This is a genomic window from Pseudomonas sp. NUPR-001, assembly GCF_052147955.1.
Lineage (GTDB): Bacteria > Pseudomonadota > Gammaproteobacteria > Pseudomonadales > Pseudomonadaceae > Aquipseudomonas.
In genome coordinates this window covers 2489645-2511617 of record NZ_CP197353.1, presented here as the reverse complement: position 1 = coordinate 2511617, position 21973 = coordinate 2489645, and the positions used below count along the sequence as shown (strand labels likewise).

General features: G+C 58.7%; 19 protein-coding genes. 11 read left to right on the top strand and 8 right to left on the bottom strand.

Translation table 11 applies throughout. The annotated features are described in order from the left end of the window. Positions 1-20 precede the first annotated feature (20 nt). A complete protein-coding gene (locus ACP6KB_RS11440) occupies positions 21-620 on the top strand; it encodes a Crp/Fnr family transcriptional regulator (protein ID WP_442113829.1) in 600 nt (199 codons plus the stop codon). Positions 621-654: 34 nt separating this feature from the next. Here ACP6KB_RS11440 and ACP6KB_RS11435 read toward each other — a convergent pair whose 3' ends face one another. Beyond that, complete coding sequence (locus tag ACP6KB_RS11435; RefSeq protein WP_442113828.1) at positions 655-2388, bottom strand: AMP-binding protein; 1734 nt, start codon at positions 2386-2388, stop codon at positions 655-657. Positions 2389-2488: 100 nt separating this feature from the next. Then, positions 2489-3580 (bottom strand): DUF3616 domain-containing protein, encoded by a 1092-nt coding sequence (locus ACP6KB_RS11430; RefSeq protein WP_442113827.1) that lies wholly within the window; start codon positions 3578-3580, stop codon positions 2489-2491. Positions 3581-3985: 405 nt separating this feature from the next. Between ACP6KB_RS11430 and ACP6KB_RS11425 the strand changes: the two genes are divergently transcribed. Continuing rightward, positions 3986-4984: an NAD(P)H-dependent flavin oxidoreductase gene (locus tag ACP6KB_RS11425; RefSeq protein WP_442113826.1), complete on the top strand. Its 999-nt coding sequence runs from the start codon at positions 3986-3988 to the stop codon at positions 4982-4984. A gap of 433 nt (positions 4985-5417) precedes the next feature. Here the strand turns inward: ACP6KB_RS11425 and ACP6KB_RS11420 are convergent, their stop codons facing one another. Beyond that, positions 5418-6215 (bottom strand): SDR family NAD(P)-dependent oxidoreductase, encoded by a 798-nt coding sequence (locus ACP6KB_RS11420; RefSeq protein ID WP_442113825.1) that lies wholly within the window; start codon positions 6213-6215, stop codon positions 5418-5420. Between the two features lie 199 nt (positions 6216-6414). Between ACP6KB_RS11420 and ACP6KB_RS11415 the strand changes: the two genes are divergently transcribed. Further along, entirely contained in the window at positions 6415-6819 is a 405-nt protein-coding gene (locus tag ACP6KB_RS11415; RefSeq protein ID WP_442113824.1) for a DUF6632 domain-containing protein, read from the top strand. A gap of 20 nt (positions 6820-6839) precedes the next feature. Here the strand turns inward: ACP6KB_RS11415 and ACP6KB_RS11410 are convergent, their stop codons facing one another. Then, entirely contained in the window at positions 6840-7571 is a 732-nt protein-coding gene (locus tag ACP6KB_RS11410) for a tellurite resistance TerB family protein (RefSeq protein ID WP_442113823.1), read from the bottom strand. Between the two features lie 428 nt (positions 7572-7999). Between ACP6KB_RS11410 and ACP6KB_RS11405 the strand changes: the two genes are divergently transcribed. Then, complete coding sequence (locus tag ACP6KB_RS11405) at positions 8000-9469, top strand: sensor histidine kinase (protein WP_442113822.1); 1470 nt, start codon at positions 8000-8002, stop codon at positions 9467-9469. Between the two features lie 207 nt (positions 9470-9676). Here ACP6KB_RS11405 and ACP6KB_RS11400 read toward each other — a convergent pair whose 3' ends face one another. From ACP6KB_RS11400 to ACP6KB_RS11390, 3 genes are all read right to left on the bottom strand, one after another. Then, entirely contained in the window at positions 9677-11035 is a 1359-nt protein-coding gene (locus ACP6KB_RS11400; protein WP_442113821.1) for an MFS transporter, read from the bottom strand. Between the two features lie 56 nt (positions 11036-11091). Further along, positions 11092-12162, bottom strand: a complete 1071-nt coding sequence (locus tag ACP6KB_RS11395) for a C45 family autoproteolytic acyltransferase/hydolase (protein ID WP_442113820.1) — start codon at positions 12160-12162, stop codon at positions 11092-11094. Between the two features lie 175 nt (positions 12163-12337). Further along, positions 12338-13249, bottom strand: a complete 912-nt coding sequence (locus ACP6KB_RS11390; protein ID WP_442113819.1) for a LysR family transcriptional regulator — start codon at positions 13247-13249, stop codon at positions 12338-12340. Between the two features lie 244 nt (positions 13250-13493). On the opposite strand from ACP6KB_RS11390, the gene ACP6KB_RS11385 reads away from it, so the two are divergent. The 7 genes from ACP6KB_RS11385 to ACP6KB_RS11355 all read left to right on the top strand — a co-directional run bounded on the left by ACP6KB_RS11385 (position 13494) and on the right by ACP6KB_RS11355 (position 20761). Then, entirely contained in the window at positions 13494-15215 is a 1722-nt protein-coding gene (locus ACP6KB_RS11385; protein WP_442113818.1) for an amidohydrolase, read from the top strand. Positions 15216-15336: 121 nt separating this feature from the next. Continuing rightward, the gene (locus tag ACP6KB_RS11380; protein WP_442113817.1) at positions 15337-16062 is read left to right on the top strand and encodes a TorF family putative porin; all 726 of its coding nucleotides are present in this window, start codon (positions 15337-15339) and stop codon (positions 16060-16062) included. Positions 16063-16171: 109 nt separating this feature from the next. Continuing rightward, positions 16172-17305: an aminotransferase class V-fold PLP-dependent enzyme gene (locus ACP6KB_RS11375; RefSeq protein ID WP_442113816.1), complete on the top strand. Its 1134-nt coding sequence runs from the start codon at positions 16172-16174 to the stop codon at positions 17303-17305. Between the two features lie 95 nt (positions 17306-17400). Continuing rightward, the gene (locus ACP6KB_RS11370; protein ID WP_442113815.1) at positions 17401-17985 is read left to right on the top strand and encodes a hypothetical protein; all 585 of its coding nucleotides are present in this window, start codon (positions 17401-17403) and stop codon (positions 17983-17985) included. A 369-nt stretch (positions 17986-18354) separates the two neighbouring features. Further along, positions 18355-18699, top strand: a complete 345-nt coding sequence (locus tag ACP6KB_RS11365; RefSeq protein WP_442113814.1) for a DUF6124 family protein — start codon at positions 18355-18357, stop codon at positions 18697-18699. A 301-nt stretch (positions 18700-19000) separates the two neighbouring features. Continuing rightward, complete coding sequence (locus ACP6KB_RS11360; RefSeq protein WP_442113813.1) at positions 19001-19462, top strand: hypothetical protein; 462 nt, start codon at positions 19001-19003, stop codon at positions 19460-19462. Positions 19463-20014: 552 nt separating this feature from the next. Then, positions 20015-20761 carry a hypothetical protein gene (locus tag ACP6KB_RS11355; protein WP_442113812.1) on the top strand — a complete coding sequence of 249 codons (747 nt, stop codon included), beginning with the start codon at positions 20015-20017 and terminating at the stop codon, positions 20759-20761. 141 nt (positions 20762-20902) lie between these two features. Here the strand turns inward: ACP6KB_RS11355 and ACP6KB_RS11350 are convergent, their stop codons facing one another. Next, positions 20903-21589, bottom strand: a complete 687-nt coding sequence (locus ACP6KB_RS11350) for a hypothetical protein (RefSeq protein WP_442113811.1) — start codon at positions 21587-21589, stop codon at positions 20903-20905. Between the last annotated feature and the right edge of the window lie 384 nt (positions 21590-21973).

Below are 21973 nucleotides of genomic sequence, written 5' to 3'. Positions count from 1 at the left end.
CCCGAGTCGCGAGAATCACCGTGAAAACCCTTCTCGACGCGAACGCGCTTGAGCTGTTCAAGTCCGTTCTCCACCGCTACGGCGTGAGCGAGCCTGAGCCTTTGCAGCGTCTGTTGCAGGTGCTTGAACTGCGCGACGTTGCCCGCGACCAACACCTCGTGCGTGCCGGCGAATCGCCCACGCACTTTTTCATCATTCTGTCGGGCCTGGTGCGTTATTACTACTCATCCCCGGAAGGAAAGCAGTGGAACAAAGCGTTCTTTCACGAAGGTGACATGGTTGGCTCGCTGAGTGCTTTTCTGCGGCAACAACCTTGCACCTACAACATCGAGGTGCTGGAGGCTGGTTGCCTGGTGGCGGTGCCGCTGAACGTGTTGACGCAGCAGCATGACGGCAGTGTGCAGTTGCAGGGCATGCTCAACACCATCACCCGCGAGATCATGTTGCGCAATGAAGTACGAGAGGCCTTGTTGCTGACCTGTAATAGCGAGGAGCGCTATCGCTGGCTGTTGGAGCATGAGCGCTGGCTGCTGTCGCGGGTGCCGCAGTACCAGCTGGCCAGCTACCTGAGCATGGACGCCGTTTCATTTTCGCGAATCAAACGCAAACTGGGCGGCTGAATCACAGCGGCCGCCCTTTCGCATTCCGTGCCTTTCAGTGAGCTGCTAACGCTGACATCCGTGCACGAATCCCCAAACGTTCAGCCTGCTCTGCACACCAACGTTGGTGTTCAGCAGGCACGTTGTCGAGGTTGAGCGCCAGGCTGCCATCGCCTTGTTGGTTCACCTCGACACCCGAGAGATCGCCGCACCGTTGCCGGATGCGCTCGCTATAGGCATAGGTCGCAGCCAGTTCACGCAGCCGGTGCTTGATGATTTTCCCCACTGCCGTAACGGGCAGCGCGTCGACCAGAAACACCTGTTTCGGGCAAGCCGGGCGCTCGGCAATGTTGTCGAACGCGTACTGACGCAGCTCCTCGACATTCACCTCACTGCCTTTGCGTAGTTGCACGAAGGCTACCGGCAACTCACCGGCATATTCATCCGGCATACCGACGGCGGCGGCGAGCAACACCTGTGGGTGAGCCTCAAGGCACTGCTCGATCAGCGCCGGGTCGATGTTGTGACCGCTGCGAATGATCAAGTCCTTGGCACGCCCAGTGATAAACAGATTACCCAGCTCATCTACGCGGCCCAGGTCTCCGGTACGCAGCCAGCCATCTTCCAGCGGGTTTTCAGATTGGCCCAAGTACCCAGGGAAGACCATCGGCCCGCGCACACAGATCTCGCCGTTGCTGGCGATCTTCACTTCCATCGCCCCGCTCACGTGGCCGGCACTGCCTGGCAGGGAGGGACACTGCAGATTGGGCAAGGTAATCACACCCGCCGCCTCAGTCATGCCGTAAGCCTGGTACAGGTTCAACCCAGTGGTTTCGCGCAACTGCTCGCAGAGCGCCGCAGGTACGGGCGCGCCGCCGGAAATCATGAAACGCAACGAGCTGATGTCATGACCAGCCACCGGCACATCGAGCATGGCTGCAACCGAAGTCGGTATGCCGCCGCTGATGGTGATGCCGTACTGCTCGACCAATTGCCAGTGACGTCGAATAACCTCGGGATTGCGAAAACCCGAAAGGGTCGGCAATAGCATATTCAAGCCGCTTGCCAAACCGCCCAGACTGTTGACCAGCGCCCCTGCCACATGGAACAGCGGCAAGCCGTTGAGCGCTACGTCAGTGACGCTGGCTTGCATGCAACGCCGGTAGGCATACGCCGCCGCCAACTGATTGGCATGGGTGTGGCAGGCCAGTTTAGGCAACCCTGTGGTGCCGCCGGTATGAAAGTAGGCGGCGATATCATCGGCCTGGGGCTGCAAGGCAGGCTCCAGTTCGTCAGCGCTGTAGCCTTCAAGCTCTGCGTCAAAACAGAACGCTCCGCCTGGCGCCATGACCGAAATGCAAGTGGGCGTGTTCGGCAGGCGCCTGGATACATTGATCGCTTTTTGCCAAAGGTCAGGATCGATCGCGGGGCCCAGCACGAAGATCAGATTGGTCTCGGCCTTGAGCATCAGGTTGTACAGCGCATCCTCGTTGAGCAGCGGGTTGATCGGGTTAGCGACACCGACGCTGGCAGCGGCCCACAGCAGGTACTGGCTTTGAGGAATGTTGGGCAGCAGCAGCGTGACAACTGGCTTACGCGTCCCGGCCAGATCCAGAATCAGGCGCGCCGCGCGATTGATGTTCGACAGCAGCTCGTTGTAGCTGACGGTAAGCGTCTGACGTGGCTCCAGATTGCTGAGGTAGGTCAGCGCGGGGCGTTCGCCGAAAGCCTGGGCCGAGGCCTGAAAAAGCGCATAGACAGATGTCGCACAGTGGGGTGAAGGGGTCATGCGGGGTTCCTGCTGATTATTGTTTTCCTCATTCTGGGCAGGAACGCTGAAGGGCAGCATTAACAATTGTTAAGGTGGATTGCCTGAGGAATACGAAGGACTATTCCAAGATAAACAAGTCCCCTTCTACACTCCGCTCACCCCGTTTACGGCCATCTGCCACCGAATCATAAACAATCAACACCACCTCCCCGCCCTGCTCACTCGGCCCGAACAAACACATCCCCTCAGCATGATCGTCCCCTTGCCCGAAAGGCACCTGCAGCACTGTCTCCAACTGCTCGGCAAAGACCACCTGTTGTTCATCAGAAGCGAAACCACCTCGCCAACGAAACACCGTCACCGGCCCGTCCAGGTCCATGGTTGGCCCCGCCAGAATCAACAGATCGTCGCCACTCACGCACAGGTCCCGCACTCCCAGTCCATTGAGCGAGAAGAAATGCTTGCGATAGCGGCGCCCATCCTCGCCGATTTTCTTCAGCACCAGCGTATCCACCGAGTTGCCATCCAGTTCCGGCTCGATCTCCAACATCACCGTCCACCCGCGCAGCACCGGCCCGCGCAAGCCCAACAGCAGCCGCGAACCGATCACCGCCAGCCCTTCGATATCGAACCCGTTGTCTTTACCCGGGATACGCAGAAAGTCCCGAAGCTGATCATCCCTGGCAATTTCCGCCGTCAGGTCGTTGCCAAGCGCATTGCCACGCAACTGCGCCGCCGAACGCCCATCGGCATCCACCACCCAGGCCAGTTCAGGGCGGTCGTGCTGCTGCACCACAGGAATACGCGCCAACAGAAAGCGATTGCCGTCTGCCTCGATCGTCGACAGCCGTTTGATGTTCTTTTGCGCAGGCTTGTCGGGGTCGGCCTTTTTGCGTTTGAGGCTGTGCGAGCCCACCACCCAGAGGTATCCGCTGTCCTGGTCGTAGGCCAGGCCTTCAATATCGATCTCGTCGTCCGACTCCGGTATGGGCAGGTCGAGGTATGCCATGAGCGGGAAGGATTGATGCGCGTCGCAGATCACCTCCTCACCGGGTGCTGTCTCGTGGAGGGTCAGGCGTTCCAGGCTGGTGGTCTCGTCGTTGGCCACCCAGAGGGTGTCACCAATGCGCTGAGCGACCGAAAGGCCGTCGCGCAATGCAGCTGACGCCCGGTCAAAGCTCAGTATCACCACATTGCTACGGGCGCTCATCAGTGCTCTCCTGCCTTGTTGGCGTGAAGCGAATACGCTGTTGTCGAGGCTAGTGACTGGCCAACGACAATCAAGCGGTTTCGCTAGCACGTTTTTTCACAGGCGATAGAGCAGCAAAGCATAATGAGGGGAAAGCCCGGCGGGTCTTGTGAACTGTCGCCAACGGCAATCACTGCATTGATTAGCCGTCTTTCGCTGGCCGTCTCTACGCCATACAAACCTCACGAAGAGGGCCATCCTGAGACCCAGTACGCTCAATCGCTCCCCTATAGCTTTACTACTGAACAATTGTTCAGCTATAAGGCTGTAGCCTTCCGGTGGTGTGTGGTTCCGCCGTGTGGAATCGACTTCCTTTGCCCGGATCGGCTTGTCCGCCTTATGGCGTCAATGAACTGGAGAGCCACTATGCGAAGCCCGATGTTCAAAACCCGCATTACTGAAATGCTTGGCATTCGTCACCCTATTCTTTGCGGAGGAATGGGGCCTGGTGTCTCGGACGCAAGCTATGTCGCGGCGGTAGTCAACGCCGGTGGGATGGGGTTTATCGTTGCTGCTGGCTTTCCCGATCCGGGCGAGTTTCGTGAACAACTTCGGATGTGCCGTGACCTGACTTCTGGCAAGAGGTTCGGCGTGAATCTCTACCTCTCAAGTCAAACCAAGGCGGCTGAGCGCCTACAAGAACAAGTGAAAATTCTTGCCGAGGAAGAAGTCCTCTGCGTCGAAACGTCTGGTGCAAGTCCCGAAAGTATTCTTCCAGCACTGCGGGAAGCGGGTATCAAAGTCCTGCACAAAGTCCCCGCTGTCCGTTACGCACGATCAGCTGCACGGCTTGGTGTGGATGCAGTCATCGTCGTCGGCAATGACTGTGGAGGACATCCAGGCACCTATGGGATCAGCAGCATGGTTCAGGCGCCCCACGCGTCGAAAGAGATTTCCATTCCACTGGTCATCGGTGGAGGAATAGGAACAGGTCGCCAACTGGCTGCGACCCTGATGATGGGGGCAGACGCTGTCTTGATGGGCTCTCGAATGTTGGTTTCGGAGGAGTTGTGGATTCACCGCCAATACAAGGATTTACTTGTCCAGAGTGATGGTACTGATAGCGTTGTAGTGAAGACCGGCCTACAGCAGCATCACCGGGTTCTGCACAACAAAAGCGCAAAAGCAGTTGCCGCTTTGGATGCGACGGGGACTAGCGACTTCGAAGACTACCGACCCCATGTAATGGGGACACTCACCACTCAGGCATACCTGACGGGTGACAGTAGTCTTGGCATGCTCGACTATGGCCCATCAGTAGTGTTTGCCAATGCCGTACAGTCAGTGGAAGCCATTTTTGATGACGTTCTCGACGATGCGCAGTGGGCAATGCAACGATTGAAAGGTCTGCGCCACCCAGCCTAGAGCGCTAGGCTCGGTGGGAGCGGGCTTGCCCCGCGATGCAGTGTGTCTGGAAGGTCGCCATCGCGGGGCAAGCCCGCTCCCACCGGTGAAAGTCCGCTTATGGCCGGAAGCGGTCATTGTTGACTGGCAGCTCACGGCCAAAAGGAGACGATCGGCTGGCGTAAAAACAGGGCCGAGAGTTCAAGCTTTCAGCCCTTTACGGGGCCAATCAAACGGTGACCACAATCTTGCCGACTTGCTGATTGGCTTCCGCATATGCTCTACGCCCCGGACCGCAGGATGCCCCCAAGCACCGCAGTTTCCTGGATTTTGCCCTGGAAGCCTGTGGGCGCAAGCGCCTTCTCTAGCGGTAGAAAATCAATCTCTGCTCCTGGCCAATTGCTGCCTTTAATGAAAGGCCGCTATGCGCCCCTTGTGTTCATACACGCTGGATTCAGATCGCAAGGCTGTCGACCACACCACCGTCGACCCGCAGGGCTGCGCCGGTGGTGGCGGAAGAGTAAGGGGACGCGAGGTAGACCACCATGTGGGCGACTTCGTCGACGTCGGCAACGCGCTGGATAATCGAACTCGGGCGGGCGTTGCGCACGAAATGGTCAGCCTCTTCGCGGATGCTGCGACCGGAGGCCTTGGCGGCTTCGGCCACCATGCTGGCGACGCCCTCGCTTAGAGTCGGCCCGGGCAGCACAGCATTGACGGTGACGCCGGTACCTGCAAGACGCTTGGCCAGACCGTGCGATACGGCAAGGTTGGCGCTCTTGGTCACGCCGTAGTTGATCATGTCGGCCGGGATGGCGATGCCCGATTCCGAAGAGATGAACAGGATCCTGCCCCAGCCCTTTTCCACCATTCCCGGGGCGTAGTGGCGAGCCAGACGCACGCCCGACAGTACGTTGATTTCGTAAAAGCGGACCCATTCGCTATCGGCTACTTCAAAGAAGTCGACATCGTCGTAGATGCCCAGGTTGTTGACCAGGATGTCGGCCTTGGGGTGGGCGGCGATCAGCGTTTCGACACCCGCGGCGGTGCCCAGGTCGGCGACGACGCCCTGTACCTGGCCTCGCCCGGCTTGGGCACGCAGTTCGGCCAGGGCGGCATCCAGCGATGTCTGGCTACGGCCAGCGATGACTACGTCAGCATGGGCACGCGCCAGACCACGGGCGATGGCTAGGCCAATACCGCCGGTAGAGCCGCTGATGATAGCGGTGCGTGCGCTGAGGTCGATGTTCATGGGGTGACTCCTGTGCGTGAGTTGCAGCAATTGGGTGTGCTAGTGGCGCACCACACGGCTGCAACCCAAAGCAGCCGGTGGACGGAGCAATGGCAAATCAGTAGCTATGCTTGGTCTACTGTCGGAACTGATTGAGCAGATTGGGCGATATCACCCCCACTCGGGGTCTTTTAGCGTCAGGCCCCAGGAGGATCCCGCTATGAGCGTAGTCGGTCGCCTCAGGTATTTGCGCGTCGTTCTCGTTTTGGCTGGCCTCGCGTGCCTTGCTCTCTACCCACTTATGTTGTTCTGGCCATCCGGCTGGGCCTGGCACGTCGGTCACTCGGACTACCCGATGATGATCGTTGGCATCTACGCCACACTTGGCGTGTTCTTGATCCTGGCCGCACGTGATCCATTAGCCAATCTGAGCCTGATCTGGTTCACCGTGTGGTCTAGCGCTGTACACGGAGCAATCATGGCCGTCCAGGCGGCCACACAGCCGGAGCAAATGGGGCACTTGGCAGGTGACGTGCCAGCGCTCTTCATCGTGGCGGTTGCCTTGGCCATCTTGACGCCGCGCTCGCAATTGACCTCTCGGCCCCGGACACACAAGGGGGACTAAGCGCAGGCCTCTCAGCCCGGTCAAGCGCCGCCCTTGGCCTGCTGCTCCAGATGTACCTGCAAGGTCGGATCGATTTGCAGTGCGCCAGCCAGTTCATCAAGGTAGGCCCGCTCGGCGTCCTGCTGGTCATCCACCAGCATCACGCTGGCCAGGTACATTTCCGCGGCCATGGCCGGGTCCTGGGCCGACTGCGCAACGTCAGCAGCATCGAGGGGCTTGCTGACTTCATCGTCCAGCCATTGCTGCAGTTGCGGGTCGTCGGTGTGACGTTTGATTTCAGCGTAAATCAACTGTTCTTCTTGCTTGTCAATGCGACCGTCAGCCTTGGCGGCGGCAATCAGCGCGCGCAAGATGGCATGGCTGTGATCCTCGGCCTCGGGGCCGGACAATTGGTCGACCGTACGCACCGCCTGTTGCGGCGCTGCTGCGTGGCTACGCTGCCAGCTTTGATAGGCCTGGAACGCCATCATGCCCAACGACGCCAGGGCCGCGTAATTGGTGCCACCTGCTGAGCGCCCCTGGGTATAGCCGCCAGCACTGCCGCCACCCGCGCCACCCAACAGGCCGCCGAGTAAACCACCAAGGCCACCACCGCCGCCCATTGCTCCGCCACCACCACCGCCAAGCAGACCACCGAGCAAGCCGCCCAAACCGCCCAGGCCGTCTTGCGCGGACATGCCGCCGCTGCCTTGGCGCGCTTGCGAGCCCTGCCCGGCCTGAAGTAGTTGTTCGAGTAAATCACTGGTGTTCATGGCGCCTCCCTCAGTCGGTAGTCGTTGCCCAGACAAGCAACGATAGCCCCCTCAAGGCGATTCGCCATGACCGTCTGGCCGACGAAGCATCTCGCCCCGGCCACAACGCGGTAGGAGCGGGCTTGCCCCGCGATGGCGATCTGTCAGTCACATCGCATCGCGGGGCAAGCCCGCTCCCACTTCAAACCTGAGCGGGTGGATTGCCGGGCATTGGATACCCCACTTCCCCGCCCGCCCCAAAACACCCTCATTTGGGTGTCATAAACCCAATCAACCCCCAAATGAGGGTGCTTTTTGGGTGCCACCTTTAGCGCGCCGGAGCCCCAACCCAAGCGCCAGGGGCTATCGAGCCTGGCATGGTGCGTGCTTGTTCCATGATCTGAACTGCAGTGCAGAGTGTTCTTTCACAATCTCGAGGTGTGAAGCTCATGCAGCAAACTCACGAGACTAACCTACCAACCTCGGCGATCGAAAACGCCGGTCGGCATCAACGCGCTTCGCTTTGGGCGAAACTCAACGTCATCCGAAGGCCCTCGCTTCCCATCGGAGCCCGCATCATTGCGGTGGCCGCCTTGGTTGGGCTGGTTGCCACCAGCGTGATTGTCAGTATCAGCACCGAACAAAGTACCGCCCTCACGGCCAAGTTCATACAGGCCTTGGGCGCAGTGGATACGGGTAGCACGGGGCTGCCGGGATATCAGACAAGCGACCTGCTGGACTCGCGTGCAGACAGCGGCTTGCCGCAGGAAACCCGGATCAATCGTCAGAAATCACGAAATCTGTTTTTTCAGAGCCTGAGCAACATTGCCAAACAGTCGGATACGTTGTTAATCAATGTTTATGCACCCGACAAAGTCATTATCTGGTCCAGCAACTCAAAACTGATCGGCCAGCAATTCCCAGACAACGACGAACTTGAGAGCACTGAGTCCGGTAAGGGTGGCGTCGTTGCAAGCTACCACCAGGTAAAAGAAAGTCGCAAAGAACAGCAGTTCATTCGAAAGCCAAGCAACCTGTTTATCGAGCATTACATCCCGCTCGTCAACAAGGCCGGAGAAGTGCCCTCAGTGGTCGAGTTCTATACCGAACACCCCGGTTGGCTGACCAACACTCGATCAGGTTACCTGGTGATGTGGTTGGCCTGCTCGATTGGCGCAGCGTTGATCTACCTTGGTCTCCTCTCCTTTACCGGTAGGCTTGGCAACCTGTTTCCTTCGAGGACTCAGAAGAACATCGACCACGAAATGGCCGCCTTGCTTAACGACGTGTCCAGCGTTGTGGCTCACAACTTACGCAACCCGCTCGCCGCGGTCCGTTCCAGTGCAGAACTGGCCCTGGAGATCGGCACTCAAGCGGCCTGCAAAAACATCGGGGACATCATCAACCAGGTCGACTGCATGTCAGACTGGATCAAGGAACTGCATGTGGCGTCCACTTCGCTGAAGGGTGAAATCGGTAAAGTCGATCCGGTAGACGCAGTGCTTGAGACTTTGCGAAATCTTGAACTGCCATTAAGCAACGCCAATGTACATGTTGAGTTTTCAGCCACCCGCACCTTGCCGGTCACCGGTCATCACCGGTTGCTCGTTCAAATATTGGACAGCCTGGTATCCAATGCGATAGATGCGATGCCAGACGGCGGGATTTTGTACATAACCATCAATCAACGCTCGTTCAAGCGGTTGAACATCACCGTACAGGACACCGGCAAGGGATTGACCGCTGCCCAACAGAAAGCACTGTTTCGGCCCCGTTGCGCGATCAAACAGGGAGGCTTTGGAATCGGTTTGATGTTGGTGAAATTGATCATGCAGCGCTTTGGTGGTCACGCAAGCCTGGCCACCGGCAAAAACAAGGGAACGACCGTGAACCTGTGCTTTCGGATGGCGCAGAACTGACGCTGTTTGTGTGGCGAGCGTTTTGCGAACGCCCTGTAGCGCCACCGCTACAAGGCCCCTCCGTTGATCACGTTATTGCTCGGTGGGAGCGGCCTTGCCCCGCGATGGCGGCCCTCCAGACACACCGCATCGCGGGGCAAGCCCGCTCCCACCGAGTCAGTTTTTGCAAAGTCGCCAACTTAGATCCGCCGCGATGTGAAGCGGCTTCTATTGTTTGTCGCCAATGCCCATTAGCGTCGCAGCAACTTCGCTTGCACCTGCACCACCATCAGCTTCTTCATCGATTTTCGCCATGCTCAACCGCGATGTCTCCCGTAGCTTCAATGAGCACACTGCGACTAATGTCAGTGCCACAGCTCCATACATCGCCACACCCAGCGGGTTGTGGTCAGTGAGGATAAGGATCGCCGTGGCGATACTCGATGCGGTGCCCCCACCCAGCGCCGCGCCGATCTGGTAACTGAAGGAGATCCCCGAGTAGCGCATGCTGCGTGGAAACTGCTCGCCCAGGAACGCCGGGATCGGCCCTTGGGTCGCGCCCATCAACAGGCCTGTGAGGCTGTAGGCGAACAAAGCGATGCCGAAGCTCTTCATGCCGACCAGCTCGAAGAAAGCGAACAGCCCGAGCGCCATGACCACCGCCCCGAACACCATCACCGTGCGCCGGCCCAGACGGTCGGACAGGTAGCCGAACAGCGGCGCGGAGAACACGATGGCGATCGACAAGGTCAGGTCGAAGATCAACGCCTGGGTGCTGCCGAAGCCTACTTGGGTGGCGTAGGTCAGGAAGAAGGTGCTGCCGATGTAGGCAATAGTGCAGTAGCCGAAGGCAATCCCGGTGCACAGCAGCAACTGACGTGGACGCTGACGCAAGGCCTCGGCCAGCGGAGCTCGGACCGGCTTGACTGCCGGCGCGGCAACCGGTGTCGGTGCCTTCAGCCGTGCGTACAGGCCGATCAGCACCAAGGCACCACCGAGCCAGAACGGGATACGCCAGGCAAAGTCCACCAGGTTGTCGTTGAAGGCGGCGCTGACGATGGCGAACACCGCAGCGCCGAGAATCCCTCCGATACCGATGCCCATGCTGGTGAAGCTGCCCCACAGCCCTCGCCTGCCCGGCGGCGCCGCTTCGATGCCGAACAGCGCGGCACCGCCCCATTCGCCTCCGGCGGCAAAGCCCTGGATCAGGCGCAACAGCACCAGCAGGATCGGCGCAGCGACGCCGATGCTGGCATGGCTTGGCAAGCAACCGATGAGGAAGGTGCTCAGGCCCATGAGCAACAAGGTCGCGACCAGCACCTTTTGGCGACCGATGCGGTCACCGTAGTGGCCGAACACCAAACCACCCAGCGGACGGGCGAAGAAGCCTGCGCCAAAGGCGCTGAAGGCCACCAAGGTCGCGGTCAGGTGGTCCATCTGGGGAAAGAACACCTGGGGAAACACCAGCGCAGCCGCAGTGCCGTAGATGATGAAATCATAGAACTCCAGCGCAGTGCCCATGCCGGAGACGCAAAAGGTCCGCAACGCAGACCGGGACGACGCAGGGTTGGAATGTTCCGCATGCATTGTTGTTATTCTCATTGTCAGCGGGCGCCGCCTTGTTCTGGCGGCACCGGGTGGGCTCAGAAGCGTTCGAAGCCAGCCTTGGCCAGTTGCAGCGGCGTGCCCGCCACGTATTCCAACAAACAGCGCTCGGTATCGATCCCCACGCTCAGCAGGGTTTCCCAACGCTCGGTATCAGGCATGGCCATGTCCGGGTGGAAGCAGATCGGTGCGCTGTCACCCTGCGCGCCGCACATGGCTTCGGCACGGGCGCGCAGGTCGGCGCTGCCCATCTGGCCGATCACCTGTTCCAGGTGACCCAGGCGGCACTGGGTGTCGGCGCGGTCAGCGACCTGTTCGCCCAGGCTCAGTTGCGGGTCGAGGAAGTGGTTGGTGTGCAGCAACCAGCCGTCTTCACGCGGTAGCACCAGCGCCGTGCGCTCTGGGCTCAGTTCGATGCTGACGGCGCGCGGGCTGCTGTCTTCGCGAGAGAACACGGTGAGCACGGTGGAGGCGCTGACCCGCGCCGAACGGGCCAGCTCGATAGCTTCCTCTACGCTGCTGGCGTCTTCGAGCAGACGACGGGCAATGGCGTGCACCGGCACACCCCCGCTGTCGTTGTCGCTGGTGTGGTGGAGAATGTTGAAATGCAGGCCCAGGCCTGCGCTGTTCACGCCCAGCTTGGCGAGCATGCCGAATTCGCAGAACAGTTTGACGTTCATGCCACGCTCGGTATGCAGCGCCAGCATCAGGCCGTGGGGGCAGAGGCTGTCGTGCCAGTCCCAGGTTTGCAGGGTCTGCGGCGCGCGTGGGCCGCGCGGCGCATGCACGGTGGTGGAGCATTCGCTGTGACGGGTGCGTGCGGCCAGGACCTCGGTGCGGGCGTTCAGGCTTGCCAGCTGCCACAACGGCAGGTCGACGCCGCGGGCCATACCGATCACCTCGGCCGCCAGGTTCGGGCTCCAGGCTTGCAGGGCTGCCAGGCTGTTTTCGCCGATACGCTGCGCTTCACGCAGGGACACCCCCACCCGCGGGAAGAAATCCAGATAGCGCTGGGTGGTGTGGCGGATCTGCTCGGCAAAGCGCTCGCCGATCTGGCGACCCCGTTCGACGGGCGTGCGGACATCGGTGACTAGGGTATGGATCTTCACTGCGGGGAACTCCTGGTACAGAAGGCTCGAGGCATCGTTGCAGTTCTGGAAAGAATGCGGACACTGGATTCAGGCAACCACCGCTAGCCTAGCGAGCCTCCCCCGCTCGATCATCGCCACAACCTGCACAACTTTTGTGCCTGAGCGGAACAATTGCCTCCCCTACCCGCCTCGACTACAACCCCTGGCTGCGCAATTGCTCGCGCAGTAAGGCGATGAAGGCTTGCACCTTGCGCGTGCTGCGGCGATGGGGCAGGTACAGCACGTGCACCCAGGGTCCGAAGGCGCTCAACGCCCGCCAATAGTCGGGCAGCACCTCCACCAATTGCCCCGTGGCCAGATACGGCGCGGCGCACCAGGTGGGCACGAACTGCAGGCCATGACCATCGAGCAAGCAGGCGAGCAGGAAGTCGAAGTTATCGCTCACCAGCCGAGGCGTGGGCTGGCGCACGCGCAAGGTCTGGCCCTGGTGCTCGACCCACCAGAAGCTGCGGTTGAGCAGAGGGTGGCGCAGCAGCAGCCAGTCGTGCTGGGCGTAGTTCTCCAAGGTGATGGCCTCGCCACGGCCGGCCAGGTAGTCGGGGCTGGCACAGAGGATCACGCGGTTCTCGATCAGTGGCTGGGCGATCAGCTCCGGCTGGTCGGTGGGGCCATCGCGCAGCGACAGGTCGTAACCGCCGTCGATCAGGTCTTCGTTGGCGTCGTTAAGGTTGACCTCCAAACGCACCTGCGGGTGTTCGCGCATGAAGCGAAAGCACACCTGGTTGAGAAACGCCGGGCCAAACGATGGCGGCGCGGTGATGCGCAGGGTGCCACGCAGCTCGTTTTGCAACTGCTCCACCTCCTCGGTCACCAGCTGCAGGTGCATCAAGGCCTGGCGCGCGCCTTCCAGGTACAGGCTGCCGGCCTCGGTGAGCGCCATGCGCCGGGTGGTGCGCTCAAACAAGCGCACCCCAAGCTCGGCTTCCAGGTGGGCAACGGCCTTGGTGATGGCCGAGGGCGTCTTGCCCAACTGCTCGGCCGCTCGGCTGAAGCTGCCGTGCTCGGCGGCGGCGACGAATATGGTCAGGGCCGTCATTTTGTCCATGGTTTCTTCCTGTTCGGCACAAGCGAGGCAATGGAGGGGAGCGTGAGAGTATCCACGCCCTTTTATCAAGCCCGCAAACGGCGCGGATTTGAATAGGCAGCGTGCAGCCTGTGGCTTGCACCGAGGCAATCGTAAGCCAGAGATTGTTTCCTGATCGCGAAAAAAGTTGTGCCTGTCGTCGCATTTAACCGGCCTTGCGCTTTGACTAGGCTGCGGCTCCATCACAACAACAACGAGGCATCGAATGAACCACCTTCTGAAGATGGCGATCAGCGCGGGCCTGGCCTGTACCTCCCTGCACAGCTTCGCGGCAGTGGACGTGATCTTTCACAACGCCAAGGTCTACACCGCCGAGCCGGGCCAGCCGCTGCAGCAGGCGCTGGCGATCGAGGGCGAGAAGATCGTCGCCGTGGGCTCGGACCAGGCTGTGCTGGGCCTGAAGGCCGACGGCACCCGGGTCATCGACCTGGGCGGCAAGGTGCTGATGCCAGGCATGCTCGACTCCCACTCCCATGCCATCAAAGGCGGCCTGCAACTGGAGTTGGCCAACCTGATGGGTGAGCAGATCCCCCTTGATGAACTGGAACAGCGCCTGCGCGCGTGGCGCAAAGATGGCAAGGCAGTGCGTGGCGAATTCCTGGCCGTCGGTGGCGTGCCGGGGACCTACTGGGATGACATCCCGGCCCTGGAGCAGCGCTTCAACCAGGGCGAATGGGCCGAACAGCCAATCCTGCTGGCCGCCAACGACATGCACACCGGCTGGGCCAACCAGGCCCTGCTCAAGCGCGCCAAGATCGATGCCAAGACCATTGCGGCGTTGCCCGCCGAAGCGCGCAGCACCATTGGCCAACACCAGGACGGCACGCCCAACGGATTTCTGGCTGACGCCAGCTACTACCCGGTGACCGACCTGCTGCCGCCGCTGTCCCACGACACCCTGATGACCGCCGGGCGGATGGCCCTGGACTACTCCAGGCAGCTCGGCATTACCGGCTGGATGGATCCGCTGGCCAACGAACTGCCCGGCGCGGATGTGAAGAACGACTCGCTGGGCGTGTTACCGGTCTACAAGGACCTCTCCGAGCGGGGTGAGTTGACGGCCCACATCGCCGCGTTGCTGATGGCCGACGCCAAGGCCCGCCCGACCGACCTGGATGCGCTGGACAAGGTACGCCAGCAGTTCCTCGGCGTGCGCAACCTCACCCTGCCCGGCATCAAGGTATTCGCCGACGGCGTCGCCGAAATGCCGGCGCAGAGCGCGGCGATGCTCGAGCCCTACAAGAACTCCGGCCAACGCGGCGAACTGCTGCTGGACCCGAAGCACTTCGGTGAACTGGTCGATGCCGCCGACGCTCGTGGCTGGCTGGTGCATGTGCATGCCATCGGCGATCGCGCCGTGCGCGAGGCACTCAACGGCGTGGAACAGGCTCGACGCGCACGTCACAGCGGCGTTCCCCATTCGATCACCCACTTGCAAATGGTCAGCGCTCAGGACTATCCGCGCTTCAAGCAACTCGATGTGATCGCTTCGATGCAGTTGTACTGGGCCAGTGCCGACGAGACTAACCTCGATCTGGTCAAACCGTATGTCGACGCGCATGCCTTCGCCCACAGCTACCCGGCCCATTCTCTGTACAAGGCCGGTGCGACCATCGCCGGCGCCAGCGACTGGCCGATCACCACCCCAGAGCCATGGAAGGCGATCTATCAGGCAGTGAGCCGCAAGGGCCCCAAGGGCGTGCTCAATGCTGACGAGGCCATCGACCGGGAAACCATGTTCCAGGCCTACACCCTCAATGCCGCCCGCGCCATGCGCCTGGAACAGCAGGTCGGCTCACTGAAGGCTGGCAAGCAGGCCGACATGATCGTCCTCGACCGCGATGTGTTCAGCGTCGCCCCCGAGGCGCTGCGTGACACCCAGGTGCTGCAGACCTGGTTCGCCGGCAAGCAGATCTACCAGCGCTGACTGCTGCACGGGCAAACCCGCCCCCGCAGGCGCAACACAAATCCCTGTGGGTGCGGATTTGCCCGCCAAAGCCACACCTGCTTCACCGTGCACAACAACAATAATAATTGGAACGTATCGAATGACCGTACGCAACCTTATCGCAGGCGGCCTGCTCATCTGCACCCCGCTGGCCCATGCCATCACCCTCAACGACGACCTCAGCCTCGAGGCCAAGGCTGGTCTGTTCAGCGACTACCGCACCCGTGGCATCTCCCAGACCCAGAACGATCCGGCCCTGCAGGGCTCTGTGACCCTGGCTCACTCCAGCGGCCTGTACGCCGGCGTATGGAGCTCGAACGTCGACTTCGGTTTCGGCAGCAGCACGCGCCAGGAGCTGGACTACTACGCCGGCTACTTCTGGCAAATCAACGACGATGTCACCCTCGACACCTCGTACATCAAATACGTGTACCCGCGCCAGGGCGACTTCAACTACGGCGAATACCATGCCGAACTGCACGCCTGGGGTGTATTGCTGGGTGGCAATTATTCAGACAACTTCAACGGCGACCAGTCGATGCTCTACAGCTATGTGGGCTATACCACCCTGTTGCCATACGACACCGAACTACGGGTGCGCTATGGGCGCAACGACTACAAGGACCCAAGCTGGTTCAGCAATGACGGTGCCAGCCGTGACGACTACCATGAATGGGAAGTGAAGCTGACCCGCACGCTGCTGTCGCTTGATTGGTCGGTCAGCTACATCGACACCGACCTTTCCGAGAGCGAATGCGCCAGCTATCTGGGCTTCAAGGATGTCTGCTCGGCCACCGTGGTGGCCTCGGTCAGCAAGACGTTCTGAACCTGCGAGATGCCAGGAGGTGTACACAATCCCCCCAGGCAATCTTGTCATTTGCCAAGGCTTGAGGCAGGGTCGATACCAAGGAAATCTCTGCCAAAGGAGTCACACCATGTCAAAGCTCTACCCCAGTATCGATCCTGAGGGGCTGGTCGAGTACTCGGTGGTCTACACCGACCGCTCGCTCAACCACATGTCGCAGTCATTTCAAGGCGTGATGAACAACATTTCCAAGACCCTCAAACAGGTCTACAACGCCCAGGCTGTTGCAGTGGTCCCGGGTAGCGGCACGTTCGGCATGGAGGCGGTGGCGCGTCAGTTTGCCACCGGCCAGCACTGCCTGGTGATTCGCAACGGCTGGTTCAGTTATCGCTGGAGCCAGATCCTCGAAATGGGCAACATCCCAGCGGCCACCACGGTGCTCAAAGCGCGACCGGTCGAAGCGGGTCGTCAGGCCGCCTATGCTCCACCGCCTCTGGACGAAGTGCTGGCAGCCATTGAGGCACAGAAGCCGCAGATTGTCTTCGCTCCCCACGTTGAAACCTCATCAGGGATCATCCTGCCCGATGACTACCTGCGGGCCATCGGTGACGCCGTGCATGCGGTGGGTGGCCTGTTCGTGCTGGACTGCATCGCCTCAGGCACGATTTGGGTTGATATGCACAAATGCGCAGTCGACCTGCTGATCAGCGCACCGCAGAAAGGCTGGAGCGCCTCCCCTTGCTGCGCCCTGGTGATGTTCAGCGAGTTGGCCCTGGCGCGCATCGAGCAGACACAGAGCAGCAGCTTTGCCTGCGACCTGAAAAAATGGCTGCAGATCATGCAGGCCTACGAACAGGGCGGACATGCCTACCATGCAACCATGCCCAGCGACGCCCTCGCGCGATTCAACGAAGTGATCAAAGAGATGCAGGCCTACGGTTTCGACAAACTCCGTGGCGAACAACAGACGCTGGGCGATCGGGTGCGCGCCCTGTTGACCGGCAAAGGCATCAAAAGCGTGGCCGCCGCCGGCTTTCAGGCCCCTGGCGTGGTGGTGAGCTACACCGATGATGCCGACATCAAGAGCGGCAAGAAATTTGCCGCCCGCGGTCTGCAGATCGCTGCTGGCGTACCGTTGCAATGCGACGAGCCGGCCGACTTCCAGACCTTCCGTATTGGGCTGTTCGGACTTGAAAAGCTGCACAATATCGAACGCACGGTCAGCACCCTCGAGCAGGCAGTGGACGAGGTGATGGTGAACTAGCGTCGACCGTCAACGGCCCTTCATCAAGGGCCGTTGACGATCACAAGCAGGTTTATGTGAAGCTATCCACCCTGCCCTGCCCCTCGAGAGGCTGTATGTCGATTTTCAACACCAGAACCCTGACGCTGACCCTGACCCTGGCCGTTGTCGGCCTGTTGGGCCTGTCGAATCTGCAGGCCGCCAGTAAACCCACCACCCAGCCGAAACCTGAAGTGAAGGTCGCGGTACTCGGTGGCAAGTTCAGCTTCAACCTACCAGCAGGCTACGATGCCAGCCCGCTGAGCGCTGATGAGCAGCGCAGCGAAGGCGAAGACGCCGTGGGGACGCTGTACGCCAATGCGCAGGAAAAGCGTGTGGTCATGGTGATCGAAAAACCGCTCCCCGAAGCGTCTCGCCCCGGCGACAACGACGATGCCTTCCTCGACGGCGCCGTCAGTGGTTTCGTCGAACGCCAGAGCGCCGGGCTGCCGGACTTTCGACAAACCGGCGAGTCGCGCCTTAGCCGCAACGGCCTGGGTGTGCGACAAGTCGACAGTACCGCGACCCTGGGTGGCGGTAAAACCTTGAACAGCACCTTTATCGCAGGTTCTGGTGATCGCATGGCAGTCATCCAGGTCATTTCCCGCAGCGACGATGCCAGCGGTCATGCTGCGCTGGTCAAGCGAATCGCGGGGCAATAGCAGCCTCAACCTACGACCTCAAATCGGTAGGAGCGGGCTTGCCCCGCGATAGCAATCTGTCAGTCACATCGCATCGCGGGGCAAGCCCGCTCCTACTTGAATCCCGCCCCCAAGACCGTTACCCTGCCAGCGTCGCTGTCAATCCAGCGACCGGGTTTGGTAGCCCGGAAGATAATCAAGGCGCACAAGCGTCCTATCCGAGCAGTTGGCGCTTTTTTTGTGCCCGCTGTTTCGTGTTATGGCGGCTGTGCGTGGGGCGCACTCGTGCGCGCTGGGTTCCTTGATTCCCGGTCTACCAACCTGCGCACAGCCGCCACCCAATCGTTTGGTAGCGATACGTGGCGGCTCCACCAATCAAGGAGTTCCACCATGACAAAAATTGTCCCCGATCCCCCACCCTCCACCACCCAAACCAGCACCACCTTCGGCACCTGCAACGGCAGCCACGATCCACTGTTCGCCGTGCGCGCCGGCGTCTCCTCCGAAGATGCCCTGGTGCATGCCTGCGTCCTGCTCAAAAGCGCCTTTCAAACCAACGCCCACGCCTGTGACAGGGTCAATGCCGAGGTACGCGGGTTGTTGTGGGCAACAGAGCAATCGCTGGAAATGAGCCTGGCACTGGTGGAAGCGGTGTTGGATGAAGTCGAAGCCCGTTCGGCAACCGCGGCGGTAGTGCGTCGTGCGGTGCAGGCGGAACAAGCTTCGGTGCGTTAAGCGCACGAGGGTATAACAGGGCCGCAGATGCGGCCCGACTGGACGACTACATGCTGCCATTGGAAATCGGCATAAATCGGCCAAAAGCAGCCATTAATGAGCGACCGCTTCCGCCCCTTCGCTGCCTATCGGCATCGGTAAAAATTGGCCGATTACTGCCAATAGTGCGCCTCGCTGGTCAAGCCAACTTTAAATCCACAATCAATTTAATGAGCTCCCATCTAAACTGCTTGCTCGACAGCCTCTTAAGATGAACTAAGATAATCACAACTGATTAAAATAAAAATTACCCGGTAATTTTATGGACGACTTAGAGAATAGCCAGCGACTACTATGCTCCGAGCGTGTGCAGCGATGCCAAGCTGAGATGAGGGCCCATCAGTACTGGCTTGATATTTTGACACCGGTTAGATGGCTGATGGTGGGTGGCAGCACGCTACTCTCTGCTTTGGCAGGAGCAACGGTTCTCAGCAAACCAGAGCTATTTGGTGCTCATTGGGATGTGATAGGTGGTGTCCTTGCTCTTGTTTCTGCCGCGCTTATGGGGCTGCATTCAGTTTTAAAATGCGATGCTCATCAAAGTGAGTGCCATAGATTAATACAGGGTTTTTCGAGCTTGGAGTTGGCCTACCAGGCGGCGTCGACAAAGGCCGGTTCGGACTTAAATTCAACATTCAAGAAGCTGGAGGAAAAATTCCAAGACCTAATTGAGAAAGCTAATATTTCACCTCCTGGCTGGTGCCGAAAAAAAGCAGAACGTTGATTTGGGAATACGGATATCGTCCGAACAAATAATGCATGTCTTAGGTACACGCAATCGGACCAAATTTTTACTTGATGACTGGTTTTGGTCGATTGCGACGTAAAGCGAAAGTTAGCAATTGGCCGGTAGCAGTAAATATTGACTGGCAGCTATCGACCCAAAGCTGACTTTCGCGAAGGGCAATTACCGGCCAATAGCTGTCGGTGGCGATAGGCCAAAACTGTTAAAAGCAACGCGATAGCTGAATCATGGATTCTTATCCATCAAGTACCGAGCGATGGTCTCACTGACTTGTTCCGTATGCTGTTTTTGACTCTATTTTCGTACAGCGACAAGTGTTACCTTGTTTCTTTTCCGTTAAATCACCCCCATTTAAAACGGCGCATAATGTGTCAATCGTGGAGTAAATCGTGCGTTATGGCTTTGGCTATGGTATAGCTAAGCGTTAAATGCGTTAGCATTTCGAATTTCTCTCAAAAGAGACTGGCTAGATCGGTGTAGATATCATCCAGTCGATGACTCGTTAGTGGCCGTAACATAGGAGCAAATAAGTTGATTGATATGGATCTCAAGAGCCTAAAATTTAGGATGACTGATACAAACAACATCCGGCCAGAGCGTGTTTCGCAATCTGATAACTCTGTCACTGTCAAAAATGTTTCTCTCGTTGAGGCCCATTTTCGTGAAATCGAGAAAGTTATTGTCCGTAAGATATCATCATCAGAAGCAGTTGTTGGGTGTGTTGCTTGGTTAACCAGTTATGCAGTGCTTGATGCATTGGCGAAACTGAATGGAGGATGCTCTATCGTTCTACAAAAAGAGGATTTTCTGCGGCCGGATGTCGATCACACACCAACCTCATACAAAACGGTTCGTCAAAAATATGCATTACTGAAGGCGTTGGCGCCCTACTCATATGGTGAATTTCAAAAGAGTACGTTGGAATATTTGGATGATGGGGGTGAGATTGCCGACATAGCTATTCGATGTGTTGGGTATCGTCGCTTAACTGGTAAAGTACACCCTCTAATGCATCATAAGTTTTTAGTTTTCCTAAAGCCGGAAGATTGTGGCTACCCGCCTAAACCTTATGCGGTATGGACGGGATCATTTAACATGTCCGTAAATGCGACTCTTTCGCTGGAGAATGGACTGTTTATCGAGAGTGAGGAACTGGCGAATGCCTACTTTAATGAATGGTATAATACTCTAATGATTTCTGAGGAGTTGGACTGGAAAGTAGAAACGCCACAGCCTACGATTCAGTATAATATTCTGGATTCAAATGTCCTGCCTTGAAGAGGCTGGTGGGTGTGTGCTTTTGTGCGAAGCTTTGTTTTTGGAGCAACTGTTAATTGAGCAGCGACTAAAGAGTCGTGTTGGTTACACGTACACTCTTGGCCGATTGTTGCCCACCGCTGGACCAGCGCCAGAAGCTCTTTATTCACAATTTAGTAGTGTTCCATCGTGGAAAAAATGCACGGATCGAGAGCCAGCAGAATAAGAGCCGGAGCTTGTTTGTCGTAACTCTCCGTGTCTTGATAGGCGTTTGAGCCGTTCTGCTCGCGATATGCTGGGAGCGCAGTGATCAAGGCGACTCTGATCTTCTTTTACATCGAGCGCAAGGTCTGGCGGCACCTTGGTTTCCAGGGTCCATTCGACCTGAAGATGCTGAAACCTCTTGTAGTCCTCGATTGAGACATATTCTTGCAGTTGGGTTCGAAGGCCAAGTTTCTCGCCCTTCGCGCCTACGATGCCACTAAATTCGGAAAGCTCGATTGGTTTGCTGAAGACTCTGAAGCCATCCAAGTCGACGAAGTAGATGATGAGTTGTGCTTTCTGGTTTCGTTCAGCCAAACGAGGGTCCGATAGGTAGGCTGGATATCCGACGACATCTACGGATAACAAAAGCTTCCCGGACACAACCTTTGTTTTAGCCTGAAGTTGTAAGCCGAGATTCGTGCTGAGGTCTGCTGACCACTCCTTAATGGTCTCGTACTGCTTGGCCTGGCTGCTCCTGTAGCTATCGGTTGCCCAGGAGAAAAGCACGATCGAAATCGCGAGAGCTAAACCTGCAAGGAAGAGGCCTGTGGTGAGTTTCGCTGCAGCGAGAAGAAAGCTCTTCATAATGAAGCCTAGCTACTATTGGGCGACATTACTGTCGCATTAAGACACTACAGCAATGTCGTATACGTTCTTTGTCGTCCCATAAACCCTGGCTTAGCTAGGAGGGAGTCGCAGCAAACGCGACATAGCCCAAAGAGAAAAGCTACATGGATGACCGCGAGTTCGACGCGGTAAAGATTCAGCGCAACAACGAGACGCTACCAATTTGCCACGAACCTGTCTACCGACTGCTTCTGGCCGATAGCAGCCGTTAACGGCAGGCAGAAAACACCCATCACTGCAGACCCTGTTGCCAAGCAGGCACCGCAGTGGATATCCCGCACTTCCCCCGTGTACGCACCGGTCCGGCACCTCGTCCAAAGCCCCCCTGGTATTGCCATCCCC